The organism is Myxococcus sp. CA051A (assembly GCF_013336705.1).
In the GTDB taxonomy this organism is placed as follows: Bacteria; Myxococcota; Myxococcia; order Myxococcales; family Myxococcaceae; genus Myxococcus; species Myxococcus llanfairpwllgwyngyllgogerychwyrndrobwllllantysiliogogogochensis.
Genome location: NZ_JABUMS010000012.1, coordinates 147,794 through 174,350 on the forward strand (window position 1 = coordinate 147,794; position 26,557 = coordinate 174,350).

The 26,557-nt window shown below is 69.8% G+C and carries 22 protein-coding genes; 10 read left to right on the forward strand and 12 right to left on the reverse strand.

Annotated elements, in window-relative coordinates; translation table 11 throughout:
• The first annotated feature begins 84 nt into the window (after positions 1 to 84).
• The 3 genes from HUA74_RS30740 (at position 85) to HUA74_RS30750 (ending at position 2,324) form a co-directional block, all read left to right on the forward strand.
• A complete protein-coding gene (locus HUA74_RS30740; RefSeq protein ID WP_174457395.1) occupies positions 85 to 756 on the forward strand; it encodes a nuclear transport factor 2 family protein in 672 nt (223 codons plus the stop codon).
• A gap of 7 nt (positions 757 to 763) precedes the next feature.
• Positions 764 to 1,600 (forward strand): PfkB family carbohydrate kinase, encoded by an 837-nt coding sequence (locus HUA74_RS30745; RefSeq protein ID WP_174457396.1) that lies wholly within the window; start codon positions 764 to 766, stop codon positions 1,598 to 1,600.
• A gap of 136 nt (positions 1,601 to 1,736) precedes the next feature.
• Positions 1,737 to 2,324 (forward strand): hypothetical protein, encoded by a 588-nt coding sequence (locus HUA74_RS30750; protein WP_174457397.1) that lies wholly within the window; start codon positions 1,737 to 1,739, stop codon positions 2,322 to 2,324.
• 78 nt (positions 2,325 to 2,402) lie between these two features.
• On the opposite strand, the gene gyrA is transcribed toward HUA74_RS30750, so the two are convergent.
• Both gyrA and HUA74_RS30760 read right to left on the reverse strand, forming a co-directional pair.
• Positions 2,403 to 5,186, reverse strand: coding sequence for a DNA gyrase subunit A (gene gyrA, locus HUA74_RS30755; protein ID WP_174457398.1), 2,784 nt, complete (start codon positions 5,184 to 5,186; stop codon positions 2,403 to 2,405).
• A gap of 233 nt (positions 5,187 to 5,419) precedes the next feature.
• The gene (locus HUA74_RS30760) at positions 5,420 to 6,181 is read right to left on the reverse strand and encodes a M48 family metallopeptidase (RefSeq protein ID WP_174457399.1); all 762 of its coding nucleotides are present in this window, start codon (positions 6,179 to 6,181) and stop codon (positions 5,420 to 5,422) included.
• Between the two features lie 170 nt (positions 6,182 to 6,351).
• Here HUA74_RS30760 and HUA74_RS30765 point away from each other — a divergent pair, with 170 nt between their 5' ends.
• Together HUA74_RS30765 and HUA74_RS30770 are read left to right on the forward strand one after the other, a co-directional pair.
• Entirely contained in the window at positions 6,352 to 7,710 is a 1,359-nt protein-coding gene (locus tag HUA74_RS30765) for a M24 family peptidase (RefSeq protein ID WP_174457400.1), read from the forward strand.
• Positions 7,711 to 7,784: 74 nt separating this feature from the next.
• Entirely contained in the window at positions 7,785 to 8,153 is a 369-nt protein-coding gene (locus tag HUA74_RS30770) for a response regulator (protein WP_174457401.1), read from the forward strand.
• 76 nt (positions 8,154 to 8,229) lie between these two features.
• On the opposite strand, the gene HUA74_RS30775 is transcribed toward HUA74_RS30770, so the two are convergent.
• The 5 genes from HUA74_RS30775 to ung form a co-directional block, all read right to left on the reverse strand.
• Positions 8,230 to 9,411 carry a tetratricopeptide repeat protein gene (locus HUA74_RS30775; RefSeq protein ID WP_174457402.1) on the reverse strand — a complete coding sequence of 394 codons (1,182 nt, stop codon included), beginning with the start codon at positions 9,409 to 9,411 and terminating at the stop codon, positions 8,230 to 8,232.
• Entirely contained in the window at positions 9,411 to 10,352 is a 942-nt protein-coding gene (locus tag HUA74_RS30780; protein ID WP_174457403.1) for a hypothetical protein, read from the reverse strand. Before HUA74_RS30780 ends, HUA74_RS30775 begins: the two co-directional genes overlap by 1 nt.
• Before the next feature lie 89 nt (positions 10,353 to 10,441).
• Positions 10,442 to 10,936 carry a DUF3592 domain-containing protein gene (locus HUA74_RS30785; RefSeq protein ID WP_141648106.1) on the reverse strand — a complete coding sequence of 165 codons (495 nt, stop codon included), beginning with the start codon at positions 10,934 to 10,936 and terminating at the stop codon, positions 10,442 to 10,444.
• Positions 10,937 to 10,987: 51 nt separating this feature from the next.
• The gene (locus HUA74_RS30790; protein WP_141648105.1) at positions 10,988 to 11,791 is read right to left on the reverse strand and encodes an acyl-CoA thioesterase II; all 804 of its coding nucleotides are present in this window, start codon (positions 11,789 to 11,791) and stop codon (positions 10,988 to 10,990) included.
• Between the two features lie 74 nt (positions 11,792 to 11,865).
• Positions 11,866 to 12,543: a uracil-DNA glycosylase gene (ung, locus tag HUA74_RS30795; protein WP_174457404.1), complete on the reverse strand. Its 678-nt coding sequence runs from the start codon at positions 12,541 to 12,543 to the stop codon at positions 11,866 to 11,868.
• A gap of 168 nt (positions 12,544 to 12,711) precedes the next feature.
• Between ung and HUA74_RS30800 the strand changes: the two genes are divergently transcribed.
• The 4 genes from HUA74_RS30800 to HUA74_RS30815 all read left to right on the forward strand — a co-directional run bounded on the left by HUA74_RS30800 (position 12,712) and on the right by HUA74_RS30815 (position 19,215).
• Positions 12,712 to 14,445 (forward strand): CpaF family protein, encoded by a 1,734-nt coding sequence (locus tag HUA74_RS30800; RefSeq protein WP_174457405.1) that lies wholly within the window; start codon positions 12,712 to 12,714, stop codon positions 14,443 to 14,445.
• A gap of 157 nt (positions 14,446 to 14,602) precedes the next feature.
• Positions 14,603 to 15,553: a hypothetical protein gene (locus tag HUA74_RS30805; protein WP_371817328.1), complete on the forward strand. Its 951-nt coding sequence runs from the start codon at positions 14,603 to 14,605 to the stop codon at positions 15,551 to 15,553.
• A 14-nt stretch (positions 15,554 to 15,567) separates the two neighbouring features.
• Positions 15,568 to 17,256 carry a hypothetical protein gene (locus HUA74_RS46705; protein WP_174457406.1) on the forward strand — a complete coding sequence of 563 codons (1,689 nt, stop codon included), beginning with the start codon at positions 15,568 to 15,570 and terminating at the stop codon, positions 17,254 to 17,256.
• 144 nt (positions 17,257 to 17,400) lie between these two features.
• Complete coding sequence (locus tag HUA74_RS30815) at positions 17,401 to 19,215, forward strand: serine/threonine-protein kinase (protein ID WP_174457407.1); 1,815 nt, start codon at positions 17,401 to 17,403, stop codon at positions 19,213 to 19,215.
• Between the two features lie 39 nt (positions 19,216 to 19,254).
• On the opposite strand, the gene HUA74_RS30820 is transcribed toward HUA74_RS30815, so the two are convergent.
• A complete protein-coding gene (locus tag HUA74_RS30820; protein WP_174457408.1) occupies positions 19,255 to 19,995 on the reverse strand; it encodes a transglycosylase domain-containing protein in 741 nt (246 codons plus the stop codon).
• 88 nt (positions 19,996 to 20,083) lie between these two features.
• Between HUA74_RS30820 and HUA74_RS30825 the strand changes: the two genes are divergently transcribed.
• Entirely contained in the window at positions 20,084 to 20,776 is a 693-nt protein-coding gene (locus HUA74_RS30825) for an NAD-binding oxidoreductase (RefSeq protein ID WP_141649302.1), read from the forward strand.
• Here HUA74_RS30825 and HUA74_RS30830 read toward each other — a convergent pair.
• From HUA74_RS30830 to HUA74_RS30845, 4 genes are all read right to left on the reverse strand, one after another.
• Positions 20,770 to 22,395, reverse strand: a complete 1,626-nt coding sequence (locus HUA74_RS30830) for a WD40 repeat domain-containing protein (RefSeq protein ID WP_174457409.1) — start codon at positions 22,393 to 22,395, stop codon at positions 20,770 to 20,772. The two genes, HUA74_RS30825 and HUA74_RS30830, sit on opposite strands and share 7 nt — an antisense overlap.
• Complete coding sequence (locus tag HUA74_RS30835) at positions 22,392 to 24,557, reverse strand: ABC transporter substrate-binding protein (protein WP_174457410.1); 2,166 nt, start codon at positions 24,555 to 24,557, stop codon at positions 22,392 to 22,394. The genes HUA74_RS30830 and HUA74_RS30835 overlap by 4 nt, the downstream gene beginning before the upstream one ends.
• Before the next feature lie 249 nt (positions 24,558 to 24,806).
• Positions 24,807 to 25,940 (reverse strand): molecular chaperone DnaJ, encoded by a 1,134-nt coding sequence (gene dnaJ / locus HUA74_RS30840; RefSeq protein ID WP_141641789.1) that lies wholly within the window; start codon positions 25,938 to 25,940, stop codon positions 24,807 to 24,809.
• Between the two features lie 175 nt (positions 25,941 to 26,115).
• Entirely contained in the window at positions 26,116 to 26,556 is a 441-nt protein-coding gene (locus tag HUA74_RS30845) for a hypothetical protein (RefSeq protein WP_174457411.1), read from the reverse strand.
• Between the last annotated feature and the right edge of the window lies 1 nt (position 26,557).

The window sequence follows — 26,557 nt, forward strand, 5'->3', positions numbered from 1 at the left end:
GACCGCGCGCGGCATCAGACAGTTCCACGGACATCGGGATAATCTGCCGCGCGGTGCTTCCTTGACGTCTTGGAGGTTCATCCCATGCATCGTCTGTACACCGCAGTGTGCGCCGCGACCCTGTTGCTCGCGGCTCCGTCGTTTGCCCAGCCTTCCGCCGCGCCCGCCCCCGCGACGGGAAGTCCCGCCGCGAAGCCACAGGCGCCCGCGAGTCCTCCCTCCGCTCCCAAGTCCGCGATGCCCAACCCGATGAAGCTGTCGGCGGAGAAGACCCAGGTCGCGCTCCAGAAGATGCCCCAGGCGCGCCCCGAGGACGTGAAGACGCAGGACGGGCTGCTCGCCGCGCTCTACGACGTCATCAGCGGACCCGCGGGCAAGCCGCGTGACTGGCAGCGCTTCCGCTCCCTCTTCTATCCCGGCGCGCAGCTGGTCTCCGTCCAGCGCGCCAGGCCCGGTGGCCTTCCGGGTGTCGCGCCCATCACCCCCGACGACTACGCGGCCTTCAGTGAGGAGCTCTTCAAGACGCGAGGCTTCTTCGAGAAGGAGACGCATCGGCAGGTCGCCGGCTATGGAGACCTGGTCAACGTGTTGAGCGCGTACGAGTCCCGCGAGACGCCCGAGAGCCAGCCGTTCTCCCGTGGCATCAACAACGTACAGCTCATCTTCGACGGCCAGCGCTGGTGGGTGCTGCACATCTCGTGGACGGATGAGAAGTCCGCGGGCGCGCCCGTGCCGGCGAGCTTCACGCGCAAGTAGGCCCGCCATGCCTCCCAGGTCCTCGTGCGATGCGCTGGTGGTGGGCAACTACTGCCATGACGTGTTGTCGCGAGGCCCGGGGGACACGGTGAACACGCTCGGGGGTTCGGCGGCGTACATCTCCTCGGTGTTCGAGGCCATGGGTGTGGACCACGCGGTGGTGGCCGTCGCGGGCGAGGACTTCGCCTATGCGGACCGCGTGCGGTATCCGCCGCTCATCGTCCCGGGCACGCGCACCACGCGGTTCATCGCGGACCTGAGCCAGGAGGAGCGGGTGCTGCGAGTGGGTGCGCGCGCCGCCCCCATCCGCCCCAAGGACATCATCTTCGACGCGCGGGTGGCGCTCGCTTGTGGAATCATGGGGGAGGTGCTGCCCGAGACGCTCATCCGGATGTCCCAGCACGCGACACAGGTGCTGGCGGATGCGCAGGGGCTGCTGCGGACCCTGGATGAACACGGCCGCGTGCTCAATCAGAGACTCGAGGACACGCCCTTCGCGGCGCTCTTGGGGCACCTGCACGTGCTCAAGGCGAGCGAAGAGGAGGCGCGTGTGCTGGACATCGACGCCGTGCGCGCGAAGACGTGTCTGGTGGTCACGCGAGGCGCGAAGGGATGCACGGTGCTGACCGCGCGAGACACGCTCCAGGTGCCTTCCTGGCCCGTGGAGGAGGTGGACCCGACAGGCGCGGGAGACTGCTTCCTCGCGGGCTTCACCCTGGGGCTGCTGCGCGGGGAGTCGCTCGCGCGCTGCGCGGAGCTGGCCAACTGGTTCGGCGCGCAGGCGGTGACCCAGGTCGGCGTGCCCAGGTTGGATGTGTCGCGATTGCCCGCGGCGCTGCGCTGACCGCCTGGAACATTCTGCTCGCGTCGTTCGTGGCTGCGCTCCACCTGCTCGAGTTCAAATCCTGCTCATGAATGTCTGAGATTCGCACGGCGACACGGTGGATAGTGCGCCGCCAACAAACCACCAGGAGTCAGACATGCACCACGGTCCACGAAGTGCCGTTGCCATCTCGATGCTGGTTGTCGCCGTGCTCGCGGCCTGCGGTGAGGATGGACGCGAACAGCCTCCCTCTCCCCAGGGAGAGCTGGTCCACTCGGAGCAGCCATTGCTGACGCTCGTCGAATGCCTTGTCGGCTCGGCGGCCATCAACTATTCGCCGCCCCTCAAGAACGTGGAGCAGGACGTCACCGTCGTCTCCACGACTGTCTATTCCAACTGCATCTCCTTGCTGGGAGGAGCGGTGACCTCCGGCACCAACACCATCCGCAGCTTCAGGCCCGGCTTCTCCTGCATGGACCTGTTGAGCATCGGCTCCTCGACCTCCGTCATCACCTGGAACACGGAGGAGACCTCGACGCTGATTCAGACGCGCGTGTCGTCGCAAATCAATGGCAACCTCGCCGTCCTGACGAACGTGGGAACGGTGGAGTCGGGCAAGTTCGAGGGTGCCACCGTCACGAGGACCACGACCTACCTCTCCACGGACCTGGCCGCCTGCGACAGTCCTGAGGGACTGTCTCGACTGAGTGGCCTGGCGACCCTCTCCCTCACCGGCCTGCTCTAGCCACGGCATCCCGCATGAAAAAGCCCCTCCCTCCCAGCGCGGGAGAGAGGGGCTGAAACGTCTCGGCTCAAGCCAACGTCAGGCCTGCGGCTCCTCGGAGCCACCGCCCTCGTCGGCCACGGGCGCCTCGGTGGGCTCCTCCGGCTCGGACGCGGCGGGCTCGGACGCGGACGGCTCGGCGGCCACGTCCGTGGCGCCAGCGACCTCGGCCGGAGGCGTCGTCTCCTCCTCGGACTCCTCGCCCTCGGGCAGCTTGGAGAGGGCCATCACCTTCTCCTGGTCGTTCTCCAGCGCAATCAGCCGCACGCCCTGCGTGTTGCGGCCGATGACCGAGATTTCCCGCACCTTCATGCGGATGAGCATGCCGCCGTTGGTGACGAGCATCACCTCGTCGGACTCCTTTACCTGGAGGAGGCCCACCACCTTGCCGTTCCGCTCGGTGGCCTTGATGTCGATGATGCCCTTGCCGCCACGGCCCTGCTGCCGGTACTCGGACTCCTCCGTCCGCTTGCCGTAGCCATTCTCCGTCACGGTGAGGATGGCGGAGTCGTTCTCCACCACGTCGGCGCCCACCACCTCGTCGGTCTCATCGAGCGTGATTCCCTTCACGCCGAAGGCCTGACGGCCCATGGAGCGGACCTCCGTCTCCGGGAAGCGGATGCTCATGCCCGACGCCGTCGACAACAGGATGTCCTTGGTGCCGTCGGTAATCATCACCGCCACCAGCTCGTCCCCCTCGTCGATGCCCAGCGCGATGATGCCGCTGGAGCGGACGTTGTCGAACGCGCTCAGGTCCGTGCGCTTCACCACGCCCTTCTTCGTCACGAAGAAGACGTACCGGTTCTCCGGGAAGTCGCGCGTCACCAACACCTGCGCCAGCCGCTCGCCCTCGCCGAACTGCACCAGGTTCACCATCGCCTTGCCGCGAGACGTGCGGCTGGCCTGCGGAATCTGGTGCACCTTGAGCGAGTACAGCTTGCCCTTGGTCGTAATCGGCATCAGGTACGCGTGGGTGCTGGCCACGAACAGCTTGCTGACGAAGTCGTCTTCCTTCGTCGCAGCGCCCGTCTTGCCTCGCCCACCGCGCTTCTGCGCCCGGTACTCCGACAGCGGCGAGCGCTTCACGTAGCCCGTATGCGACAGCGTGACGACCATCGTCTCCTCGGCGATGAGGTCCTCGCTGGTCATGTCGTCCACCGCGCCGATGATTTCGGTGCGGCGCTTGTCGCCGTAGCGCTCGCGAATCTCCATCAACTCCGTCTTGATGACGGTGAGCAGGGAGAGCTCGTTGGCGAGGATGTCCTGCAGGCGCGCCACGTCGCGCACCAGGGCAATCAGCTCGCGGAACAGCTCCTCGCGCTGCAGGCCGGTGAGGCGCTGCAGGCGCATCTCGAGGATGTTCTGCGCCTGCTCCTGGCTGAAGCCCGCGCCCTCGTACTTGTGCGCCAGGCCCTGGTAGGCGGGCTCCTCGTTGCGCGCGCGCGAGACGAGCATCTCCATCTGCGCCTTCGCCTTCGCGTAGTCGATGCGCTGGAGGTTGGCGAAGCGCTCGTGCTCGTAGAGGGTGGGCGACAGGATGTTCATCAGGCCCCAGCGCGCTTCATCCGGGTCCCTGGACGCGCGGATGAGGCTCACGACGAGGTCGATGAGGTCCTGGGCCACCAGCAGGCCCTCGACGATGTGCATGCGCGCCATCGCCTTGCGCAGCTCGTAGCGGCTGCGGCGCGTCACCACGTCGCGGCGGTGCGCCACGAAGCGGTCCAGCATCTCCTTCAGGTTCAGCGTGCGCGGCTGGCCGCCGTCGATGGCCAGCATCACCGCGCCGAACGTCGTCTCCAGCGCCGTGGAGGCATACAGGTTGTTGAGCACCACCTGCGAAATCGCGTCGCGCTTCAGCTCGATGACGATGCGCATGCCCTGACGGTCGCTCTCGTCACGGATGTCGCTGATGCCCTCCAGCTTCTTCTCGCGCACCAGCTCGGCGATCTTCTCGATGAGCCGCGCCTTGTTCACCTGGTACGGAATCTCCGTGAAGATGATGGCCTCGCGGTCACCCTTCTTCGACGTCTCGATTTCCGACCGGGCGCGCACGGTAATCTGCCCGCGGCCCGTCTCGTAGGCGCGGTGGATGCCCTCGCGGCCGGTGATGAACGCGCCGGTGGGGAAGTCCGGGCCGGTGATGAACTCCATCAGGTCCCGGACGGTGCACGTCGGGTGGTCGATGAGGTGCAGCGTCCCGCTGATGACCTCCGTCATGTTGTGCGGCGGGATGTTGGTGGTCATGCCCACCGCGATGCCGCTGCTGCCATTGACGAGCAGGTTGGGGAAGCGCGCCGGCAATACGAGCGGCTCCTGGAGGGAGTCGTCGTAGTTGGCGCCGAACTCGACGGTCTCCTTGTCGATGTCCGCCAGCAGCTCCTCGGCCAGGCGGTCCATGCGCGCTTCGGTGTAGCGCATGGCGGCCGGCATATCGCCGTCCACCGAGCCGAAGTTGCCCTGGCCGTCCACCAGCAGGTAGCGAAGGCTCCACGGCTGCGCCAGGCGCACCATGGCGTCGTAGACGGATGAGTCGCCGTGCGGGTGATACTTACCGATGACGTCACCGACCACGCGCGCGCTCTTCTTGTACGGGCGGTTGTGGTAGTTCGACAGGTCGTTCATCGCGAACAACACCCGGCGATGCACGGGCTTGAGGCCGTCGCGGACGTCGGGCAGCGCGCGACCGATGATGACGGACATCGAGTAGTCGAGATACGAGCGGCGCATCTCGTCTTCGATGTTGACGGGAATGAGCTCTCCGGCGCCGTCGGGAGGCGGAGGCGGGGAGGGCGGTGCCGGCTTGTCGGTAGTGTCGTCGGCCATGGGCTCTGGGAGTGGTCGCGGAGGGACCCCGCGAGGGGCCGCCATCCAGTGTGGGAGCGTTCGTAACCCCTGGATTTCCCTACGTCAACAGGGGAAACGACGGGGTGAGCGCCCGGAGGTCGAAGTGGTTCGATAACAGGTCGAAGGTGCGCGAAAAAGCGCCCCCTACTGAACGCTCGAACCCCCTCGTTTCAGCCCGCTTTTTCGCGAGAAAATCAGGCCCTTCGGAGGCCTCAGGTGGGGCGCTGGGTCCCCGCGGGGCGCAGGGGGGCTGCCAGGCGCTCGGCCTCGGTTCCCAGTGGGCCCTCCGGGTCCTTCGCCCGGGCCTTCTCGAAGGCGGCGAGCGCCCCCTCGCGGTCTCCCTTCAGCTTGAGGGCCACGCCCACGTTGAGGTGCGCGGCGGCGGAATCCCGGTCCATGGACACCGCCTCGCGGAACAGTGTCAGCGCCTGGTCCACGTCACCCGACAGCAGCGCCTCCTTGCCCGCCTGGACGCGCTTCTCCGCGTCATTCACGAGTTCCACCTGGAAGACACTGTGGCCCACCACGTTGGCGATGAGCACGCGCAGGATGCCGCCCCAGTAGAAGGTGAGGCCCTCCGCGGCGACGACGGCCGCCAGCGGAAGGTCGGGGAGCAGCTGCTTGCCCCTGAACTTGAAGCGCACGCGGGTGTAGCGGCCCTTGTTGGCCCAGTGGACGACCTCGCCCTGGAGCTTGCGCAGCCCTTCTTCCATGCGCTTGGGGTCGATTTCGAAGGGCAGCACGCGGCCGTTGCCCTCGTCGCCCGAGGGCAGCGCCTTGGGCGCGTTGATTCCGGGCTCGTCGGTGAAGACGGGCTCGGCTTCGAGGACGATGGGAGGAGCCTCGACGGGCGCCGGGGTGCGAGCGGCGGCGGGCTTCGCCTTCGCCCTGCCCTTCCTGGGAGCAGCGGCACGGGCGGCGGGCTTCTTCACCTTCACCTTCGTGGCGGACTTGCGGGAGGAGCTCTTGGCCATGGTCATCACCTTAAACGAGCCACGGCGCAGACGCTTGCGCGCACCGGTTTGTCTGGACTGACAGAGAGCTTCTTCACGAGGGCTCGATAGGACTTCACATGGGGGCGGTCCTCGGCGCGGACGAGGTCGGGGATGATGGCCGCGCCTTCCCCCGAAAGGATTTCCGACGCATGAAGCGCGCCCGGCACGCCCTCCTCTCCGCCCTGCTCCTCTCCGCTCCCGTGGCGGGCGCGGCCGGGGACTCCGTCGTCACTGGCGACCCCTGGCCGCGCATCCGCAAGGAGCGCATCCAGAAGCTGCTGCCCCAGGCCATGGCCCGCGCCAACGTGGATGCCTGGGTGGTGTTCTGCCGGGAGAACGACAATGACCCGCTGGCCATCCACGTCGGCGGGGAGAACGCGGGGGGCACCGCGGCCTTCCTGTTCCTTCGGCAGGGCGACGCGGTGCGCGCGGTGGCGCTGTCACCGGCGGGCGAGGCCACGGCGCTGCGCGAAGTGGGGCCGCTGGACGAAGTCGTTCCGCTGGAGCGCGGCGTGGACCTCTACGCGCAGGTGGCCGCGAGGCTCGCCGCCGCGAAACCCGCGCGCATCGCCATCAACGCCTCCACTGCGGTGACGGTGGCGGACGGGCTGTCCTCCTCGCAGCGCACCGCGCTGGAGAAGGCGCTGTCCCCCGCTCAGCGCAAGAAGCTGGTGTCCGCCGAGGACGTCGTCTCCGAGTGGCTCTCCGTGAAGCTGCCCGAGGAGGTGGACATCCTGCGCAAGGCCGCCGCGCTCACTTCACAGCTCGAGGTGGAGGCGTACCAGAGCGTGGTGCCGGGCAAGACGCGCGACGTGGACGTGGCGCGCTTCCTCAAGAAGCGCATGGCGGAGCTGGGCGTGGGGGACGCGTGGGCGCCGGACCAGAACCCCAACGTCAACAGCGGGCCCACGCGAGGCCACTCACACGCCACCGAGCGCGTCATCCAGCCGGGTGACTTCATCCAGACGGACTTCGGCATCCGCGTGGGCGGCATGTGGGTGACGGACATCCAGCGCTTCGCCTACGTGCTGGCCCCGGGTGAGACACAGCCGCCGAAGGACGCGCTGGAGAAGTGGGAGAAGGGCAAGAAGGGCAGCCGCATCGCCCTGGCGGCCCTCAAGCCCGGCGCCACCGGGTGGGACGTGGACAAGGCCCAGCGTGACTGGATGCGCGAAGCGGGCTCCGAGCCCGTCATGTGGGGCACCGGTCATCCCGTGGGCTACTGGGCACACGACGTGGGCCCCGCCCTCTCCGGCGGCGCGAAGCCCAGGCCCGCGAAGGGACAGTCCCTGCGCATCGTCCGCCCCGGACAGGTGTTCGCCTTCGACGGCTTCTTCGCCTGGCAGGACGGCGCTCCGGACGCGCAGCGCATCGTCTCCGTGGAGGAGATGGCCGTCGTCACCGAGACGGGCGCCGAGTACCTGATTCCTCCCCAGGAAGACCTCGTGCTCATTCCCTCCGCGCCCGCACCGGGGCAATCGGGACCTGCGGCTCCCAGGCCGCGCTGACGAGTTGCGTCGCGCGCCCTACCCTCCAGGCTGGCCCGGCTCATAGGATGAGCCGGGCTTGCCGGGAGAGCGCGATGCAGACCGTGCTGGTAATCGACGATGATTTGTTCGTGCTCTCGCTGGTATCGGACATCGTCCAGAGCGCGGGCTACCGCGTGGTGACGGTGCAGTCTCCGGAGGCGGCCTTCCAGCAGGACCTGGAGAACATCTCCGCCATCCTCTGCGACTACAACATGCCGGAGATGAATGGCGCGGATGTGCTCATCGCCATGCGGGAGCTGAAGGAGTGCCACGCGCCCTTCATCTTCCTCACCGGACACGAGCAGCTCGACGACCTCATCCCCGTCGCCATCCGCTACGGCGCGGAGCTGCTGCCCAAACCCATCCATCCGGTGGAGCTGATTCGACTGCTCATGAAACAGCTCGCCAACGTCGCGGCCTGAAACATCGCGACACGACGAGACAGTCAGAAGCGCCCGAGGCTCGATATCGCCTCGGGCACTGTTTCACGCGCTCGGGTCAGGCCAACGCCTGGATGAGTCGCTCGGCCTGCTCGCGCCACTCAGGAGCGAGGCGGGGCAGCGCCAGCAGCTCGCGCGCGAGCGCCTTCGCCTGGTCCTTCTGCCCCAGGCGCGCGTGCACCACCGCCAGGTTGAGCCGGGGCTCCGGACGCTCCGGCGCGCGGCGATGCGCCTCTTCCAGCACCTCCAGCGCCTGCTGTCCGGCACCGGGGAGTTCATCCTCCGGGATGCGCATCAGCAGATTGCCCAGGTTGTTGGCGGGGGCCCAGTCGTCCGGGGACAGCTTCACGGCCTCGCGCCACGCGGACAGCGCGGCGGGGATGTCCACCGGCTCCGTGGCCTCCAGCGCCATGCCCTCCACCATGCGGCTCTGCGCGGTGGCCTGGCCTCGCGACGCCAGCTTCCGGCACAGCTCCAGCGCTTCCGGCAGCCGGCCCTGCGCCAGCCGCAGCCGCGCCAGGTTCCCCTGCGCCGCCGGGCTGTCCGGCTCCACGCGCGCCAGCGTCTCCGCCGCCTTCACCGCGCCGGGCAGGTTGCCTCGCGCCAGCAGCACGTTGCACAGCCCGTTGAGCAGATACGGGTCGTCCGGGAGGACCTTCAGGCCCGTGGTGAGCAGCTCCTCGGCGGCTTCCAACTCGCCACCTGCCTGGAGCGCCACCGCGAGCACCAGGTAGCTGGGCCCGTGCCTCGGGTTGAGGCGCAAGGACTCCTGGAGGTGGTGGAAGCCGTCCTTCAGCTTCTCCTGCGCGAAGAGCACGCGCCCCAGGTGGAAGTGGTGGATGCCCGCGTCCGGAGCCAGCTTCACCGCGCGCTCCAGCGCCGACTGCGCCGCCGCGTTGTCGCCCGCTTCCGCCAGCAGGTAGCCCTGGCCGAACCACGCCTCGGCACGCTGGGGCTGCGCCTTCGCGACCTTCCGGTAGAGCGCCAGCGCGCCGGCCGCATCGCCGCGTCGGGTGAGGAGCGCGGCGCGGACGAGCTGCACGCCCGGCTCTTCCGCGCTCAGGCCCAGAAGCCACGACTCCGCCTGGGCCTCGTTGCCATCGAATGCCGCGAGCCGGGCGAGCGCGACCCGGGCCGCCAGATCCGAAGCATCGCGCTTGAGCGCGGCCTCGGCCTCACGGCGTGCCTGGTCCAGCTCCCCGGCTGCGAGAAGTGCGTCGTACCTGGCGGTCTCCGCCATCAGCCAAACAGCCCCTTGAAGAAGTTGCCGACGGACTTCACCACATTCTTGACCACTTCGACCGGCTTCTCGACGACGCTCTTCACCGCGTCGGCAATCTTGCCGAAGTTGATGTCGACGTCGAAGCCCAGCTTGAAGCCGATGCCCAGCGCCGCGCCGAAGTCCACGCGCGCCTTGAAGCGGCCGTTGTCCCAGCTCGCCTCGGCACGGGCGGACACACCGACACCCGCCCACGCCTCCGCGCGACCGGTGACGCCGCCGTAGTCGCCCAGCTTCACGTTGGCCGTCACACCGGCGCGGGCGCCGATGAAGGCGTCACCGCCGACACGAGCCGCATACTTGCCGTTGATGGGGTCCAGCGTCACTTCACCGTGGAGACCCGCCTTGGCGCCCACCCAGGCCTTGCCCTGGAGCTCCGCCTGAATCGGGCCGACGCCCGCGCGCAGGGTGCCTTCGGCGTCCACCAGCGTGGCCTTCGCGTCCAGGTCACCCCGGGCGAACAGCTTGCCGCCCTCGATGCCGACCTCGCCGGAGCCCTTCAGCTCCGCCTCGAGGACGCTCATCTTGCCGTAGCCCTGGGCCACGCTGTTCGCGTCGCCGAAGCCGCCCTCGAACTTCTTGACCGCCGCGCCCTTGGTGAACTGGCCGTCGATGCCGACCTTCGGAATCTGACCCAGCAGGCCCGCCAGGGGCCCCGTCACGCGCCCGGAGGACTCGTGCTGGGACTCCGTGCTGTAGCTGGTGTTCCAGTTCTGCGTGGTGCTCTTCTCACGCTCGAAGTGGCTCTGGAGGCGGCCGTCCTGGAAGGTCGTCTGGACGCCGGTGTTCGTGTCCTTGACCACCTTCTCCGTGGTCGTGTTCTTCACCACCGGCGTGTTCTGGGCGGTCTGCGTGGACCGAGACGGGGGCTGCTGACCGCGGCGGATGGAGCGATCACTCATGAAAGACCTCGGAACGGGGACGACCGAAAGAGAATGTGAGGGATTCTCGTGGGCTGTGTGGATCAGTTGCGTCCTGGACGGAGTTTTTCCTACAGGCGCGCCATGAACCAGCGGGCAATGAGCGGAATACTGGCCCCCACCCCCACGAGCCCGAGCCCCACGACGAGCCGGACGAAGCTGGGCGCATGGGCGCCGGGCTCCAGCACCGCGTCCGTCGGGTCCCGTGGGTTGTAGGCGACCCGGACCGACTGTCCAGGCGGGTAGCGACGCAGGGTGGCCTGGGCGTCCTGGGGGTTGGTGCGCGCGGTGGGGTCCACGCGCAGGGTGGCGGTGCCCACCAGCACGCGGCCCACGGAGTACTCGTACTGGACGCGGGCTTCGTAATGGATGCGGGGCTCGGGTTGGCCGGGAACCGGGAGGCGGTGTTCCACTTCCTCGGCGGCCAGGACAGTGCCGGGCACGGTGGGCCAGCGGCGGGAGCGCAGGGCCCTCAGGACGTCCTTGAGACCGGCGACCACGAAGACTCCGCCGACCGCCGCGAGCAGCGCACAGATGACGCAGATGACGACCCAGAGCACGCGCACCGCGCGGACACTACCAGAAGCCCCCGGGCGGCACGGCTTGCGGCCCGTCTCTCAGCCCATCACCACGAAGAGCTGCCGGCACTGCGCCAGGAGCTGGCCGTCCTCGGTCCACAGCTGCTGGAAGTCCTCCGAGTAGCCTCCACTCGCCTGGAGGGAGCGACCGGTGCGCAGGAACTGGGCGTCCGGCTTCAGGCCCGCCTGAGGCAGCGTCTGGAAGAAGTGCATCGTGAAGTCCACGGTGGCGGCGGGGCGGAAGCCGTCCACGCGAGAGAGCACCGAGGGCGGGTACGCATCCATCAGCCCCACGCACAGGGGCGCATCCAGCACCGTCGGCTCCCTCGGGCGCAGCCAGCCGCCCGTCTCCGCGACGGCGGCCCCCGCGTACGGCGCCGAGCCGATGCAGAAGCGAAACTCGAAGAAGCGGCAGAAGTCCGGCATGGGCACGTCGTCCGGAGTCATCGGCACCTCGTGCGGAGGCGGGACTTTCGGGGGCGACATCTCCAGGTACTCGATGGCGCCTCCGCGCGCCGCGCCAAAGGTCGCGCTGCCCATGGCCACCACGCCGGAGTCGTTCTCCACGCGCACCGTGGCGTGGGTGACCAGCTTTCCGGCCCGTTCGATGCGCGTCGTCACCCGTGCCTCGCCCTCCACCGCGGGCGCGCAGAAGTGCATGGTGAAGGAGCGCACCGGCCGCGCCGCGTCACCCACCGTGTGCTCCAGCGCGCGCAGCGCGGTGCCCGCGACCAGGCCTCCATACGCGCCCCGCCCCTGGTACCAGGGCGAGGTGAAGCGGACGAGGTAGCGGTTCGGCCCGACGGGCTCGGGCGTGGAGGCGGCGAGGAAGGCGGCGGTCATGTCGCGACGCACCGTATCAAGCCACCGCCCGCCGAGAACGGACTGTCAGCGCCGGGCGACCGGGCGTGCGCGTGTCACCGCGACAGGCGCCAGTCGATGGGCGGCCGGCCCTTGGACTCCAGGGCCTGGTTCACCGCACTGAAAGGCCGGCTGCCGAAGAAGCCGCTGCTGGCCGACAGCGGAGACGGGTGCGTGCCCTCGATGACGACATGGCGCGTGGCATCGATGAGCTTCTTCTTCTTCTGCGCGTACTTGCCCCACAGCAGGAAGACCACGGGCTCCGTCTTCTCGCTCACCGCGCGGATGACCGCGTCCGTGAAGGCCTCCCAGCCATGGCCCGCGTGGCTGTTGGGCTCCGCCTGACGCACCGTCAGCACCGCGTTGAGCAGCAGCACGCCCTGCTCCGCCCAGGCAATCAACGAGCCGTCCTTGGGACGCGGCACCTTCACGTCCGCCTCCAGCTCCTTGAAGATGTTCACCAGCGAGGGCGGCGAGGGCACCCCGGGCTTCACCGAGAACGCCAGCCCATGCGCCTGCCCTGGCCCGTGGTACGGGTCCTGGCCCAGGAGCAGCACGCGCACGTCGGCATAGGGCGTCAGCCGGAAGGCGGAGAACAGGTCCTCCTCCGAGGGGAAGACGGTGGCCTCCTGGCGCTCCTGCGCGACGAAGCGCTCCAGTTCCTGGAACGAAGGTGAATCGAGCGCGGCCTTGAGCGCCTGCTTCCAGTCCTTCGGCAGCTTGTCCTGCAACATGTGAGTGCCTCCCCGACCAACACGGCGGGGCATTGAAACACCCCCTTCCCACGGGGCCCATCCCTTTCGTGACGCCGTCGGAGAGCCGACAGCGTCACAGGAGGCAGGCGGGCGGGCACGGCGGGTTCTTGGGCGGAAGGCACCGGCCGCGCTAGCCTGGGGGGCGCCATGACGATGTACACCGAGTCACTCCGCGCCTTCCTCAAGCCCGTCCTGCCCTACCTGGACGACGAGGCGGTGTCGGAGATCATGATCAACGGCCCGACCGACGTGTGGATCGAGAAGAAGGGCCGCCTGTCGCGCACGGACGCCACCTTCACCGAGGAAGGCCTCATCGGTGCCGCGCGCAACATGGCCCAGTTCGTCGGCCGCATGCTCACCGAGGAAAGGCCCCGCCTGGACGCGCGCCTTCCGGATGGAAGCCGCATCCACGTGGTGATTCCGCCGATTGCCCGCAAGGGCACCACCATCTCCATCCGCAAGTTCTTCAAGGAAAAGCTCACCATCAATTCCTTGTTGAAGTTCGGCTCGCTGACGCCGCAGATGGCACGGCTCATCGAGGCGGGCATCGCCACCAAGCTCAACATGCTGGTGGCCGGCGGCACGGGCTCCGGCAAGACGACGCTGCTCAACATCGTCTCCTCCCTCATCCCCGACGAGGAGCGCATCCTCACCATCGAGGACTCGGCGGAGCTCCAGCTCAACCAGACACACGTCGTCGCCTTTGAGAGCCGTCCGCCGGACAAGTTCGGCAAGGGCGGCGTGGACATGGGAGACCTGTTGCACTCGGCCCTGCGTCTGCGGCCGGACCGAATCGTGGTCGGCGAGGTGCGCGGTGGCGAGGCGTTCCACCTCATGCAGGCGATGAACACGGGCCACGGCGGCTCGCTGGCCACCACGCACGCCAACACGCCCACGGACACGCTGCGCCGCGTGGAGTCCCTGTGCCTCATGTCCGGCATCGAGCTGCCCATGGTCGCCGTCCGCGCCCAGGTGGCCAGCGCCATCAACTTCATCATCTGCTGCGAGCGCTTCCACGACGGCAGTCGCAAGACGAGCGCCCTGTCGGAGGTGCTGCCGCTCACCGAGAAGGGCGACTACCGCACCCAGGACATCTTCGTCTTCACGCCCGTCACCAAGGACGAGGACGACCACATCCTCGGCTACCACGCGCCCACGGGCATCATCCCCAACTTCGTCGCCAAGGCGAAGGCGTACGGCTTCGCTGACCTGGACGAGTCCTTCTTCGACCCGGCGACGTACGGCATCCCTCCTCCGCCCGTCTTCCACGCCGGCGAGGCGTACACCGTGCGCTGGGCCCCTTCGCTGAAGCACCGCGAGGAGGGACGTCCGGACCCCGACCACTTCAAGAAGGAGTGGTCCGACTTCGAGGAGAAGCTCCGGCAGGATGCCCGCGACGCCAAGGCCGCGCCCCCCGTCCAGGTGCAGGTGCCCGCGAGCCTCCCCGCGTCCGTCGCCAAGCCGGCAACACCGCCTCCCGCGGCCCGGCCCGCCACCGCCACCCCGCCCGCAGGCCACGCCGCCGCCAGGCCCGTGGCCGCGCCGCGTCCACCGCCGCCTCCCGACGAGGGCGATGACGACCGGACGCCGCCCCCGACCCGGAGCCCCTTCGCCTCCGAGGCCAAGGTGGAAGTGGACGAGGAGCTGCTCACCGACGCGGGCCGCCCCCCGCCGCCGCGCCGCCCCGGCACGCCCCCACCCAGGCCTCCGCCCCCCGGCGGCGCCCGTCCCGCTCTCGCCGCGCGCAGACCCCCGCCGTCCATCCCCTCCCGACCCGCCGACGATGAAGAAGACGAGGACACCAGCGCCCCCTCGGGGCCGAAGGAAACCTCCGAGAAGACGCAGATCCGCCCCGCGCCCCCCGAGCGCCCCCGCCGCTGAAGTTTGACTGACAGTCCTCGGGTGCTCCCACCGCCCTACCTGGGCGGTGGGGTCAGCTCCCACCGCACGCACCGAGAGCGTGCGCGATGCCACCCGAGGTGAGCAGCCCCTGATTCCCGGCCTTGCGAGGAGGTCGTGTCGGGGGGAAAGTGATCGTGTGTTGATCTCCCTCGTCGCCGTTCTCTCCGTGGTCGCCCAGGCGCCCACGGCGCTCCCGCAGGGGCCCCTGAGTGTGTTGATCGCCCCACCGGATGCGACGGGAGCCCCGGCCCACATCGTCGAGTTCGCGCAGGAGCACGTGGCGGAGCAGCTCGAGTCGCGCGGGCTGCGCGTCATCCGCATCGAGAACGTCACCCGGAAGCTGCCCGCCACGCGGCGCCGCACGCTGCTGCGCTGCAAGCGCACGGAGGCCCCGTGTCTCCAGTGGCTCGGCACGGCCAGCAAGGCGGAGGTCGTCCTGGTGGCGGAGCTGGGCCCACGGGCTGGCGGCTACCGCGCCGGCGCGCGCGCCTATGCGGCGAAGGACGGCATGCTCATCTCCGAGCACTTCGTCCTCGACGTGCCGGAGGACAAGCTCCTGGACGCCCTCACCCAGGCCCTGGACGTGGTGGTGCTCAACACGCAGCGCGCGCTGCGGGGACTGCCCCCCGCGCCGCCCATTGACGACGTGCCACCTCCCACGCGGGTGGCCCGGCCTTCCGTGAAGGACGCGCCGCCGCCCGTGGAGCGCGTCACGCCACCGCCGATGGAAACACCGTCCGTCGCCGTCGCCACGACGTCCTCCGCGCGCCGCTGGGCGTGGCTGCCCGCGGCCGGAGGTGTGGTGCTGGCGGGAGTGGGGACGGTGTTCTACCTGAAGGCCCGGGACCGGTATGACACCCTGGAGAAGGGGACGGTCGACGCGCCCGTGCGCGACTCGAAGGCGCTGGTGTCGGAAGGAAAGCAGGCGCAGACGGTGAGCCGCGTGGCCCTTGGCGTGGGCGCCGCGGGCATCGTCGCTGGCGCGGTGATGTTCCTGTGGCCCGATGACCCGCCCCCGCAGGTCCTCCCCTCCGCCGCCGTGAGCTCCGGTGGCGCCATGGTCGGACTGTCCGGGACGTGGCCGTGACTTCGAGGAATCCCATGCGAAAAATCTGGACGCTCGGAGCGATGGGCACGGCGCTCGCGGCGGTGCTTTCCGCGGGGGGCTGCTACGACTTCGACGCCGCGCAGAAGCGCTGCCGCGACGAGGGACGGTGCGAGCAGCAGGTCGTGCCAGACGCGGGCTGCATCCCCACCAACACCGGGGAGGACCCTCCGGACGATGAGTTCAAGGACTCCGACTGCGATGGCGTGGATGGTCGGGCCAGCGCGGGCCTCTTCATCGACCCGGTGTACGGCGACGACGTCGCCGGCACGGGCACCCGCGAGGCTCCGCTGCGCACCGTGCGCCACGCGCTCGGGCTGCTGCGCCAGTGGGACGGCGGCGCCCCGACGCGGCTGTACCTCGCGGGCGGCACCTATGACGAGGGCGAGCTGGTGCTGGACATGCCCGTCTCCGTGCACGGTGGCTATTCGGGGCGCGACGGCGGCTGGGGACGCGTCAGTGGCCAGGTGGCCGTGTTGGACAACGGCGGCACGACGGGCCTCACCGTGCGGGGCGTGACGGACGCGGGAATCGTACTGGAGTACCTGCACATCCGCTCCGCGGACGCGGTGGAGCCCGGGCAGCCCTCCATCGCCTTGAAGGTCATCGACGCTTCGGGCGTGCGGCTGCGTCACACCGTGCTGGAGGCGGGACGCGGCGCGACGGGTGCACAGGGCCTGACTGGCGATGCGGGCGCGGAGGGTCCGGTGGGCCTGGTGGGCGCGGTCACCACGGGAAACCCGAGGGTGATACCGGGAATCGGAGGTGAAGGCGGCGTCAACGTCCTCTGTCCCGGCGTCGGCGGAAGCGCTGGAGGCCGAGGCGCGAATGGCGCGCACCTGACCTCGGGTGCCGACGGCGGCCCGGGCGAGCCGGGCCCCTCATCCGGAGCCCCGTTGCTGGGAGGCGCTGGAGGAATCGGCGGCGACAAGACCGAGTTCACCTGTCCGGCAAGCGGCCTCTGCATCTGCGTCGCGGGGACGGGCACGCACGGCGGCAGGGGAGCCCAGGGGGGCGGAGGCGACGCGGGCTCGAGCGGTTCCGGCCTGGGGGTGCTCTCCAAGGAGAACCAGACCTGGTCGGTGGGCGTTGAGCAGCAAGGAGGAATTGGGGAGCCTGGCCAGACGGGCAGCGGCGGTGGCGGAGGCAGCAGCGGCGGCGGCTGCATCCTCACCAACAGAACCGTGGACGTGGCGGCCAGCGGCGGTGGCGGCGGCGGCGGCGCGGGAGGCTGCCCCGGCACGGGCGGCACGGGTGGTGGCGGGGGTGGGGCGTCCATCGGCCTGCTCGTGTTCGACGCCCAGGTGTCCCTGGAAGCGGGCTCCCGTATCGAGACGCTCGGAGGCGGCGCGGGCGGCAAGGGCGGCGCGGGCGGCGTCGGCGGACTCGGCGGGGACGGAGGCCTGGGCAGCGCCTTCGCCGATATCATCACGGAGGAGTCCGGCCAGACCATCAGAACCTACAGCGGCGTCGGCGGCAACGGGGGCTCAGGCGGCCCCGGCGGCCCCGGCGGAATGGGGGGCGGTGGGGGCGGCGGTCCATCGGTGGGCATCTGGTGTCAGCGGGGTCAGGTCACCCTGGATGGCGGGGTCACCATCGCCCAGGGGGCCGGCGGCGCGGGCGGCGAGAACAACGGCGGTGAGGGCGCATCCCTGCCAACGACGGGATGTGTGCCCATCCAATAGGGTCATCCGTCGGCTGTCCGACGCTGTTGGACAGGTCGACGCCGCGGGGTGTGCGGTGCTTGAACGCTCGCCCTGCACTCGGGTCCGAACCACATCGCGTCATTCACCTCGTCTTGGTACGCTGACCTTTCTTCCTGGCCCGAGATGGCTTCCGAGCTGAACTGCGAAACCTGTGGTTTTCCCGTCCCCGCGGACACTGGTGTGTGTCCGAGGGACGGCACCGTGGCACTCGCTTCGTTCCACGTCCCACCGTCGGCCCCGGCATCGCCGATGGCGGACGAGCCGAAGGTCGTCGTGCAGAGCACCCTGGAGGCCCTGACGGACGTGCCGAAGGATCCGCTCATCGGCTTGAAGCTGGGTGAGTACGAGCTGCGCGCTCGCATCGGCGTGGGCGGCATGGGCCTGGTGTACGAGGGCATCCAGCCGCTCATCGGCAAGCGCGTGGCGGTGAAGGTGCTCCGTCCGGAGCTGGCCCACTCCAACGAGCAGGTGGAGCGGCTTCTGGCCGAGGCCCGCGCGGTGAACGCCATCCGCCACCGGGGCATCATCGACATCTTCGGCTTCGGCCAGGTGCCGGACGGCCGGCAGTACATCGTCATGGAGTACCTGGAGGGTCAGCCGCTCGACGCCGTGCTGTCGGAGAAGAACCGGCTGCCCGTGCTGGAGGCCCTGCCCATCCTGGACGAGGTGCTCGCCGCGCTGGCCTCCGCGCATGGCGCGGGCGTGGTGCACCGGGACCTCAAGCCGAGCAACATCTTCCTCGTGCGCCAGCCGGACGGCTCGCGCTACGTGAAGGTGCTGGACTTCGGGCTCGCCAAGCGGGGCCAGGGCCCCACCGGCCGCACCGCGCAGACGCGCACGGACATGGTGGTGGGCACGCCGGAGTACATGGCCCCGGAGCAGGCGCGAGGCCAGGAGGTGGGTCCGATGACCGACCTCTACGCCCTGGGCGTGGTGACGTTCGAGATGGTGACGGGCCGGCTGCCCTTCGTGGGCAGTTCGCCCGTGGATCTGCTGATGAAGCACGTGGAGGCGCGGCCTCCCCGCCCCTCCGAGTTCGTCTCCGACCTGCCGCCCGCGCTGGATGCGTTCATCCTCCAGATGCTCACGAAGGACCCGGAGACGCGGCCCAACTCGGCGGACGCGCTGCGCCAGCAACTCCACAAGCTGCGCCGCTCGCTGCGCTCCACCCGCTCCAATCCCAGCGCGCTCGCGCCCACCCACGAGAAGCCCCCCTCGGCGGAGGACGCGGCCTCGCGACGCCCCACCACGCCCGTCCCCGTGCCTCCGGAGCTGACGCCGGAGAAAGGCGCCCGGCCCGCTCCCCAGCCCACCGGCACGCGCAAGTACCTGCCCGTCGCAGTCGCCCTTGGAACCTCCGTGGCGCTGCTCGCCGGAGCCGCCGCCATCGTCTTCCGGGAGCCGCCCCGCGCCGTGCCGCTCACGCATGCCGCCGCGCGGGAAGACGTCCCCTCGCGCGAGGTCCTCGCCGAGCCGCCTCCGCCCGCCCCGCTCGCGACTGGCGCACTGGACCAGCCAGGAGGCAGCCCAGCCCCGGCCGAAGAAGACGCGGCCCCCACGCCGCTCGACACGAACGGAGCGCTGGCGGCCACGGCCCCCGCTGACCACGCGGAGCAGGCGCCTCCCACGGCCCGCCCACCGCCCGCGCTCGAGGAGCCGGAGACCCCCGCCGTGGCTCGCTCCGGTCGCCCCGCGAGCACCTCCAAGCCCACGGTCAGCGCGGACGCGATGTCCCGGGGCAGGCTCCTCAAGCGCATCGACTCGCTGGAGGAGTCGATGCCGGAGCTCATCGGTCAGGGCCGCGTGACGAGCCCCGACGCGATGCTGAATCTGCTGACGAAGTACCGGCGGCAGGCCGAAGCGGCCGAGGACACGGAGACCCGCCGTGACATCAACAAGCGGCTCAACTCGCTGGAGAGCATGTTCATCAAGCCCTGAGCACCGGGCACAACGAGGCCCTCCAGCACGTCGTGCGCGCTACTCCAGGCAGCCCAGCTTCTGCGACGTCGCGTTGCGAGCCCGGTCCTCGCTCACCAGCTTCCACCCCGCGAGGTCCGCCAGCAGCGTGTCCCGGTCCTGACGCAGCACCGTGGGGTTCTTGCACTGGCGGATATCCCAGTAGCGATAGAAGGGCGGCAGCGCGAGCTGGAGCTCCGCCAGCTCCGGGAGCTGCAGGTCGCTGAGCTCCTTCTTGAAGAGGGTGAAGGCCGCGTCCTCCACGCCCACGACGCCCCGCTCGAAGTAGAGGATGGCCAGGTCGTAGGCGATGAGCTGGTCCTTCTGCATGAAGGCGTGCAGCCGGTGCGCGGCCACGGTGAGCTGGAGGTTGCCGGAGATGCCCAGGCCCTGGGCGATGCGCATGGCCAGCAGGCGCTCACAGGCGCCCTCTCCCGGAGGCGCCGTCCCCACCGTCGCGCCGACAAAGAGGCGCCACGCCCACGCCGCCCCGTCCTCGCGCGGCGTCTGGAAGTAGCGGGGGCACTCCATGTGGCGGATATAGAGCGCCACCAGGTCCTTCGGCAGGCGCGAGAAGTCGGGGCGGTTGAAGGCGATGGGACGGGGGTTGCGCTCGGACTGCCCGGCGCGGAGGCTCATCCGCTCGCCTTCGATGCTGTGCTTGAGCAGCTTGTCGACGTCGAACTCGCTCTCCAACTGGGGCAGCTTGCTGGCCGTATAGAGATACGTCAGCGGAATGAGCACGCCGGCCAGGCCGAGCATGAACAAGACTATCCAGAGAAGACTCTTCACCGCCCCAGGCTACCAGGGGCAGCACGCTCCCGGCACACGGGTTAAAACCGCACTCACCATGCCCGACTGGCATCCGGCCATCGTCACCTCCCGCGCCCCCGCAGCCGACGGGCTCACCGACCTCGTGCTCGACATCCAAGGCACGCCCCTTGTGGGGACCCACGCGCACCCAGGGCAATACGTCCGCCTCTGCCTGCCCGGAATGGAGGCGGGCCTGTTCGCCATCGCCTCCCCGCCCGAGCCGAGAGGCGCACGGTGGGAGTTCCTCCTCAAGGACGGCAGCCCGCTGCCCGACGCCCTCATCCGCCTTCCGCCAGGCGCCCAGGTCCACGTGTCGGCGCCCGAGGGGAAGGGCTTCCCGCTGGAGCGGGCCCGAGGACATGACGTGCTCCTCTTCGCCACCGGCTCCGGCATCTCCGCCATCCGCCCCGTCATCGCCAGCATCCGCCGCGAGCGGGAGGCCTTCGGCCGCGTGAAGCTCTACTTCGGCGCGCGCACCCCCGGCGCCTTCGCGTACCAGGGAGAGCTGCATTCCTGGGAGGAAGGGGGCATCCAGGTGGTGCGCACCGTCAGCCAGCCCGGCGTGAGCGGCTGGCTGGGCCTCACCGGCTACGTGCAGGCCCACCTCGGCGAGGACACGGTGGGGGACTCCAGGGCCTTCGTCTGCGGACAGTCGAGGATGGTGCAGGGAGTCATGGACGCCCTGAAGGACCGGGGCGTGCCCCGAGAACACATCTTCTTCAACTACTGAGCGGCGGGCGCCCCAGGGGACACCACGGAGGCGCCCTCCGCGTAGCGCACGTCGAGCAGCACCGCGGACGGCTCGCTCTCCCCGGTGCGGCTGGCCACCTGCGGCGTCCACGCGGCCACGCCCACGAGGCGCCCGTCCGGGCTGAAGCGCACGCGGCGCACGGACCAGTCGAACGTCTGCGTCCCGCGCGCGGTGGGCTCGCCCTCGGTGAAGAGGTGCACCTTCTTGTCCCAGCCTCCGGAGACGAGCGAGCGCCCGTCCGGAGAGATGGCCGCGGTGGACACCACGCCGTGGTGCACCGGCCACTTGTGCAGCACCTGTCCCGTGGCCGCGTCCACCACCGCGCCCGCGTTGAAGGGCCCCCGCGGCTCCTCCACGCCCTGACGCTCACGCTCGTACACGTTCCTGTCCCGCTCCGGCTTCTGCTCCGAGAGGCCCACGCCCAGCCGCTGCCCGCGCGCGTCCACGGTGACGTCGCTGACGTACGCGGGGAAGGTGAAGTCCGAACGCGCCGCCAGCACCAGCGTCTCCACCGTCGCCGCGCCTTCCGGCGCCGCGGACTTCAGCGTGAAGAGGGCCTCGTGGTTGACCTCGTCGAAGGACACGCCCACCCGCTCGGTGAAGGGAGCGCCCAGCACGCCCTGCACACCCTGGGGCACGCACGCGTCACACACCGCCACGTCCACGTCGCGCACCACCAGCGACTTGAAGCGCAGGGACTGGCCCCGCGCCAGCCGCGCCTGGGTGGTGCCCAGCGGACCCGGCACGTCCAACGTCTCCTTCAGGAAGGCCACGTCGATGCCCGCCGCAGTGGCCGCCTCTCCGGTGACGACGATGGCGGGCACGCGCGCGTCCAGCGCGAAGCTGACGGGCGCCTTGCCATTCACCGAGCCGCCCACCACCGCCGAGCCGCCCCGTCGCTCGAAGCGCGCGCGCGTCGCCTGTGAGGACAGGGACTCCAGCCCCGTGCGCCACGCGCGCACGTGTTTGTCCCAGCCGCCCGAATACAGCGTCCCGTCCGGCGCGAAGGCCACCGCGCTCACCGGCCCCTCGTGCCCGCGCTCCTCGGAGGCATGGGCCAGGTCCGGCACGGACAGCACGGTGAGCAGACCCTTCACGCCCCCCGCCACCAGCCAGCGGCCCTCCGGGTGGAAGGCCACCACGGTGAGTGGCTCCTCGGTGACGCGAACGCCGCGAGCCTCGCCCGTGGCCGCGTCGAACAGGCGCACGGCGCCATCACGGCCCGCGGTGGCGACAAGTCCGCCGTCCGGCGAGAAGGCCACGCCCTCCACGTCGAACTCGTACGCATTGATGAGCGGGTCGCCCAGTTTCCGGGGCGGTGTCTCCAGCGCCCAGATGGACAGGAAGTAGGAGCGCGCGCCCAGCCGCGTGTACGCGACGCGGTGCTGACGGGGCGAGAAGTCCAGGCCCCAGATGAAGTCAGCCCGGTTGAGGATGGGGCCCTTGTCGAGCCCCGCCGTCGCGCCGGTGAGAAAGGCGCCCTGCGTCTGACCCAACCGCGCTTCCACGTCGGGAGCCAGCCGCGCCGCGTGGTGCGCGCACCCGCCGCCCCCCGCCGCCAGCAGCCCCGCCGCCAGCAGCCCCGCCGTCCGCCTCATGAACCCGAGCCTCCCGACGCCGCCTTCTCCCGCTCCTTGTCCACGTTGATTTCGGTGACGCCCTTGTTGTCGATGGACAAGAGGAACAGCTGCTTCACCGCCTCGCGCTTCTCGTTGAACGAGGTGCGGCCGGTGGCGCCGTCGAAGTCCTTCAGGTTGGACAGCGCGTCACGCATCTGCGCGCGCGTGCGGGGCCCGCCCTCCTTCTTCTCCACCAGCTGCCGCAGCATGCGCCCGGAGTCGTACCCAATGGCCTCCAGGAGCCCCGGGTCCTTGCCCGTCTCCTGCTTGTAGGCCTCCCGGTACTTGCGCACGAAGGTGCGCGTCGCCGGCCGCTGCGAGTCCACGAAGAAGCCGTCCACGTACACCGAGCAGGTGACGAACTTGCCGCCGCGCTCAATCAGCTCCGGCAGGCCCGAGCGCCCCTTGGGGCTGCTCCACTGGTTGGCGCCGAAGAGCGTCACCGTCTTCAGCTCCTTCTTGCCCGTCGTCTTGCGGATGCGCTCCAAATCACGCGGGTCGCATGCGTTGGTGACGATGTCCTCCACCGCCAGCGCCGGGGCGACCAGGCTCACCCGCCGCCAGTCGTCCGGCATGAAGATGGCCTCGAAGTCGATGATGGGCTCCACGCCACTCTTCACCTTCTCCAGCGCCTTGCGGCGACGGAAGGCGTCCAGGTTCTCGCCCTGCAAGTCCCTCACGCCCTCGACGTAGTCGCCGCGGTCCTCCAGGTAGTAGCGGCCCACCAGCTTCTTCGCCTCGGTGGTGAAGGTCGTCTGGTCATGCGAGTAGCGCTCCGCGCCCCGCACGACTCCGCCGCGCTCCGTCACCTGGTCCCAGAACGAGTCCGCCAGCTCCACTCCGTAAGGGATGTTCGGGTACAGGAGGGCGAACTTCTTGTAGCCCTTCACGTTGATGGCGTAGTCCGCGATGGCGTCCGCCTGCGCGGCGTTCGTCAGCATGTTGCGGAACACGTAGGGGCCCAGGTCCGTGACGCCTTCCTGGCGCGTCATGGTGAGCAGCGGGAGCTGGAGCTCCTCGGCCACCAGCGCCGCGCGCTTGGAGTCGTCACCCAGCAGCGGCCCCAGCACGGCGATGGCGCCGTCGTCGAAGGCGAGCTGCTCCATCGCCTGGCCCGTCTTGTTGACGTCGCCCTGCGTGTCCTTCACCACCAGCTCGATGTCGCTGCCCTCCAGGCCCAGCTGGATGCCGCGCAGCACCGCCTCGCCGATGGGCTGGTAGCGGCCCGTCATGGGCAGCAGCACGCCCACCGTCTTCGGCTTCGCCTCCACGCGCCGCGTGGCCCGCGCGAGCAGCTCCCGCGCCTGGGGCGCGAAGGGACTCTGCGGCGCCTCCGCGAGGAAGCGGTTGAGCGTCTCCTCCAGCCGCGTCCACTCGCGCAGGTGGTAGTAGACGCGCGCCAGCTTGAAGGTGAGCACGGGCCACGCCGGGTTGGACGCGGGCAGGCCCTCCGCCACGCGCGCGATGTCCACGAAGTCCGCGCGGCCCTCCACCAGCGCCTCCACCCGGGCCACCGCCGCGTCGCGCTCCTGCTGCGTCTTCGCCTGCCCCGCCTGCTCCACCGCCAGCGTCAGCGACTGGCCATACAGCCCCGCGCCCTCGGCCGCCCGGGCCGCGTCGCGCAGGAGCTGCTCACGCTCGGCGCCCTCGGCGCGCTCTGCGAGGCTGGACAGCGTCTGGTACGCGTCGCGATAGGCGCCCACCTCCATGGCGGACAGCGCCAGCTTGCGCTTCGCGTCCTCGGCCTGGTTGTAGAGGGGGTTCTCGAAGAGCAGCTCGTTGAAGGACTTGCGCGCGTTGACGTAGTCCTTCGACTCGAAGAAGAGGACGCCGGCCTGGTAGAGCGCGTCCTGGCCCGCCGTCGTCGCGGGGTACGCCTTGCGCACGGACAGGTAGGCCTCGGCGGCCTTCTTCTTGTCGGGCGTGGCCTGGGCCGTCTGCCTCGCCTGGGCGAGCGCCGCGTCCGCGGTCGCGTCCTTCCTCGCCTCGACGGCGGGCCGCTTGGGGAACGGATCTCCCGTGGGGACATCCTCTCCCGTGTCGCCACCGGCAGGCGGGGTGCGTGAGGGTCGAGGACAGGCCGTCAGCAGCAGGGCCAGCGCGACGAGGAGCGAGCGGCGCAAGGTGGGCAGGACTTCCATGGCAGTGGGGTGCATAGCAGCGGCGATGCGCCTCCGTCGACAACGGAGCGGGGAGAAGATTCCGCGTGGAACCCCTCCCGCTGTGCACCCCTCGTGCCCGACCGCCCACGGCCCCTGGACGTTGACTTCCTCACGTTGGCGCGGCGCCAGGGCCACACGCACGCGGCCCCAGGGCCACGACGCGCCGGCCCAGGCCCTGCTCCCAGGGCGAGCGGCCGGCCGTGGCTCACCTACGCACCGCGGCTTCGCTCAGCCGAACAGCTCCTTCACCTTGGCGAAGAAGCTCTTGGACTGCGGATGGGACTCCTCACCGGACAGCTCCGCGAGCTTCTCCAGGAGCTCGCGCTGCTTGGAGGACAGCTCCGTGGGCGTCTCCACGACGACGCGCACGTGCTGATCTCCCCGCTGCTGGCTGTGCAGGTGGGGGATGCCCTTGCTCTTGAGCCGGAAGACCTTCCCGGACTGGGTGCCCGCGGGGATGGTCATCTTCACCTTCCCGTCGAGCGTGGGGACGTCGATCTTCGCGCCCAGCGCCGCGTGGGTGAAGGAGATGGGCACCTCGCAGAAGACCTCGTACTCCTCGCGCTGGAAGAGCGGGTGCTCCTTGACGATGACGGTGACGTAGAGGTCTCCGGCGGGGCCGCCCCGGTCTCCCGGCTCGCCCATGCCCGTCAGCCGCACCCGCGTGCCGTTGTCCACGCCCGCGGGGATGGCGACCTCAATCACCTCTTCGGAAGGCGTCTTCCCGGAGCCCTTGCAGCGCGCGCAGGGGTCCGGCACCACCGCGCCCGTGCCGCCGCAGTCCCCACAGGGACGCGACACCGCGAAGAAGCCCTGCGTGTAGCGCAGCTCTCCGCTGCCGCCGCACGTTCCACACGCGCGAGGACCCGCGCCGCTCTTGCTGCCCGAGCCCGTGCACGTCTCGCACTTCTTCGGCCGCGGAATCGTCACCTTGGGACGGCTGCCGAACGCGGCCTCCTCGAAGGTGATTTCCAGGTTGTAGCGCAGGTCCGCGCCACGCGAGCTGGTGCGGCGCCCACCCCCCCGGCCACCGCCGAAGATGTCGCCGAAAATCTCGCCGAAGATGTCGTTGATGTTGACGCCCTGGAACCCACCGCCGGCGCCACCAAAGCCCTCGAACGGGTTGCCCGAGTGCCCGAAGCGGTCGTACTTCGCCCGCCGGTCAGGGTCACTGAGCACTTCGTAGGCTTCCGAGGCTTCCTTGAACTTCTCCTCGGCCTCGTTGTTTCCCGGGTTGCGATCCGGATGGTACTGGAGCGCCACTTTGCGAAACGCGCTCTTCAGCTCCTGCGCGGAGACGGTCTTCTGGACGCCCAGGATCTCGTAATAGTCGCGTTTCTGACCGGCCGCCGCTGCTGGCATTCGCTTCAACCCCTGGAATTTGCTGGACTTTTTGACGCCGCGAAAAACTCTGAGTCACTATAACGCAGCGGAACGCGCCAGCAATCCAAGGGGCAAAACCAAGGCCGCCCGGGGGCCATGGAGGCCACCGGGCGGCTTGAAAAGAGACGGGGCGGTCAGGGTAGGGGCGGGAGGACTAGACGGTCCACACGCGGTTGGCGGTCAGCTCCATCCGGGCCAGCCTGCGTTTGAGCGCCGGATCCACCGCTCCGTTGGACGCCCACTTGGGCACCACGAAGTGCAGCTCCGCGTTGTAGAGCTTGGCGGCGCTGGCCAGCAGGCTCCACCGGTTCTCCGCGGTCGGCTCGTCCACCATGCCCGGGGTGACAATCTCCAGGATGATGGGCGTGCGCGCCGAGTCGGACTGGCGGCAGGTGAAGTCGGGACGTGCGTCCTCGATGGTGCCCGACAGGATGGGAGGCGGCATGAATCCAGGGAGACGGGCCTTGATGTCCGTGTACCCGATGGTGCGGAAGTACTCGGCCATGAGCCACAGGAGCCGGCGACGCTCCTCGTCTTCAACCACCGGCTCGCAGCCCGGATTGAAAAGGACCTCTTTTTCGTTATTGGTGTCCATG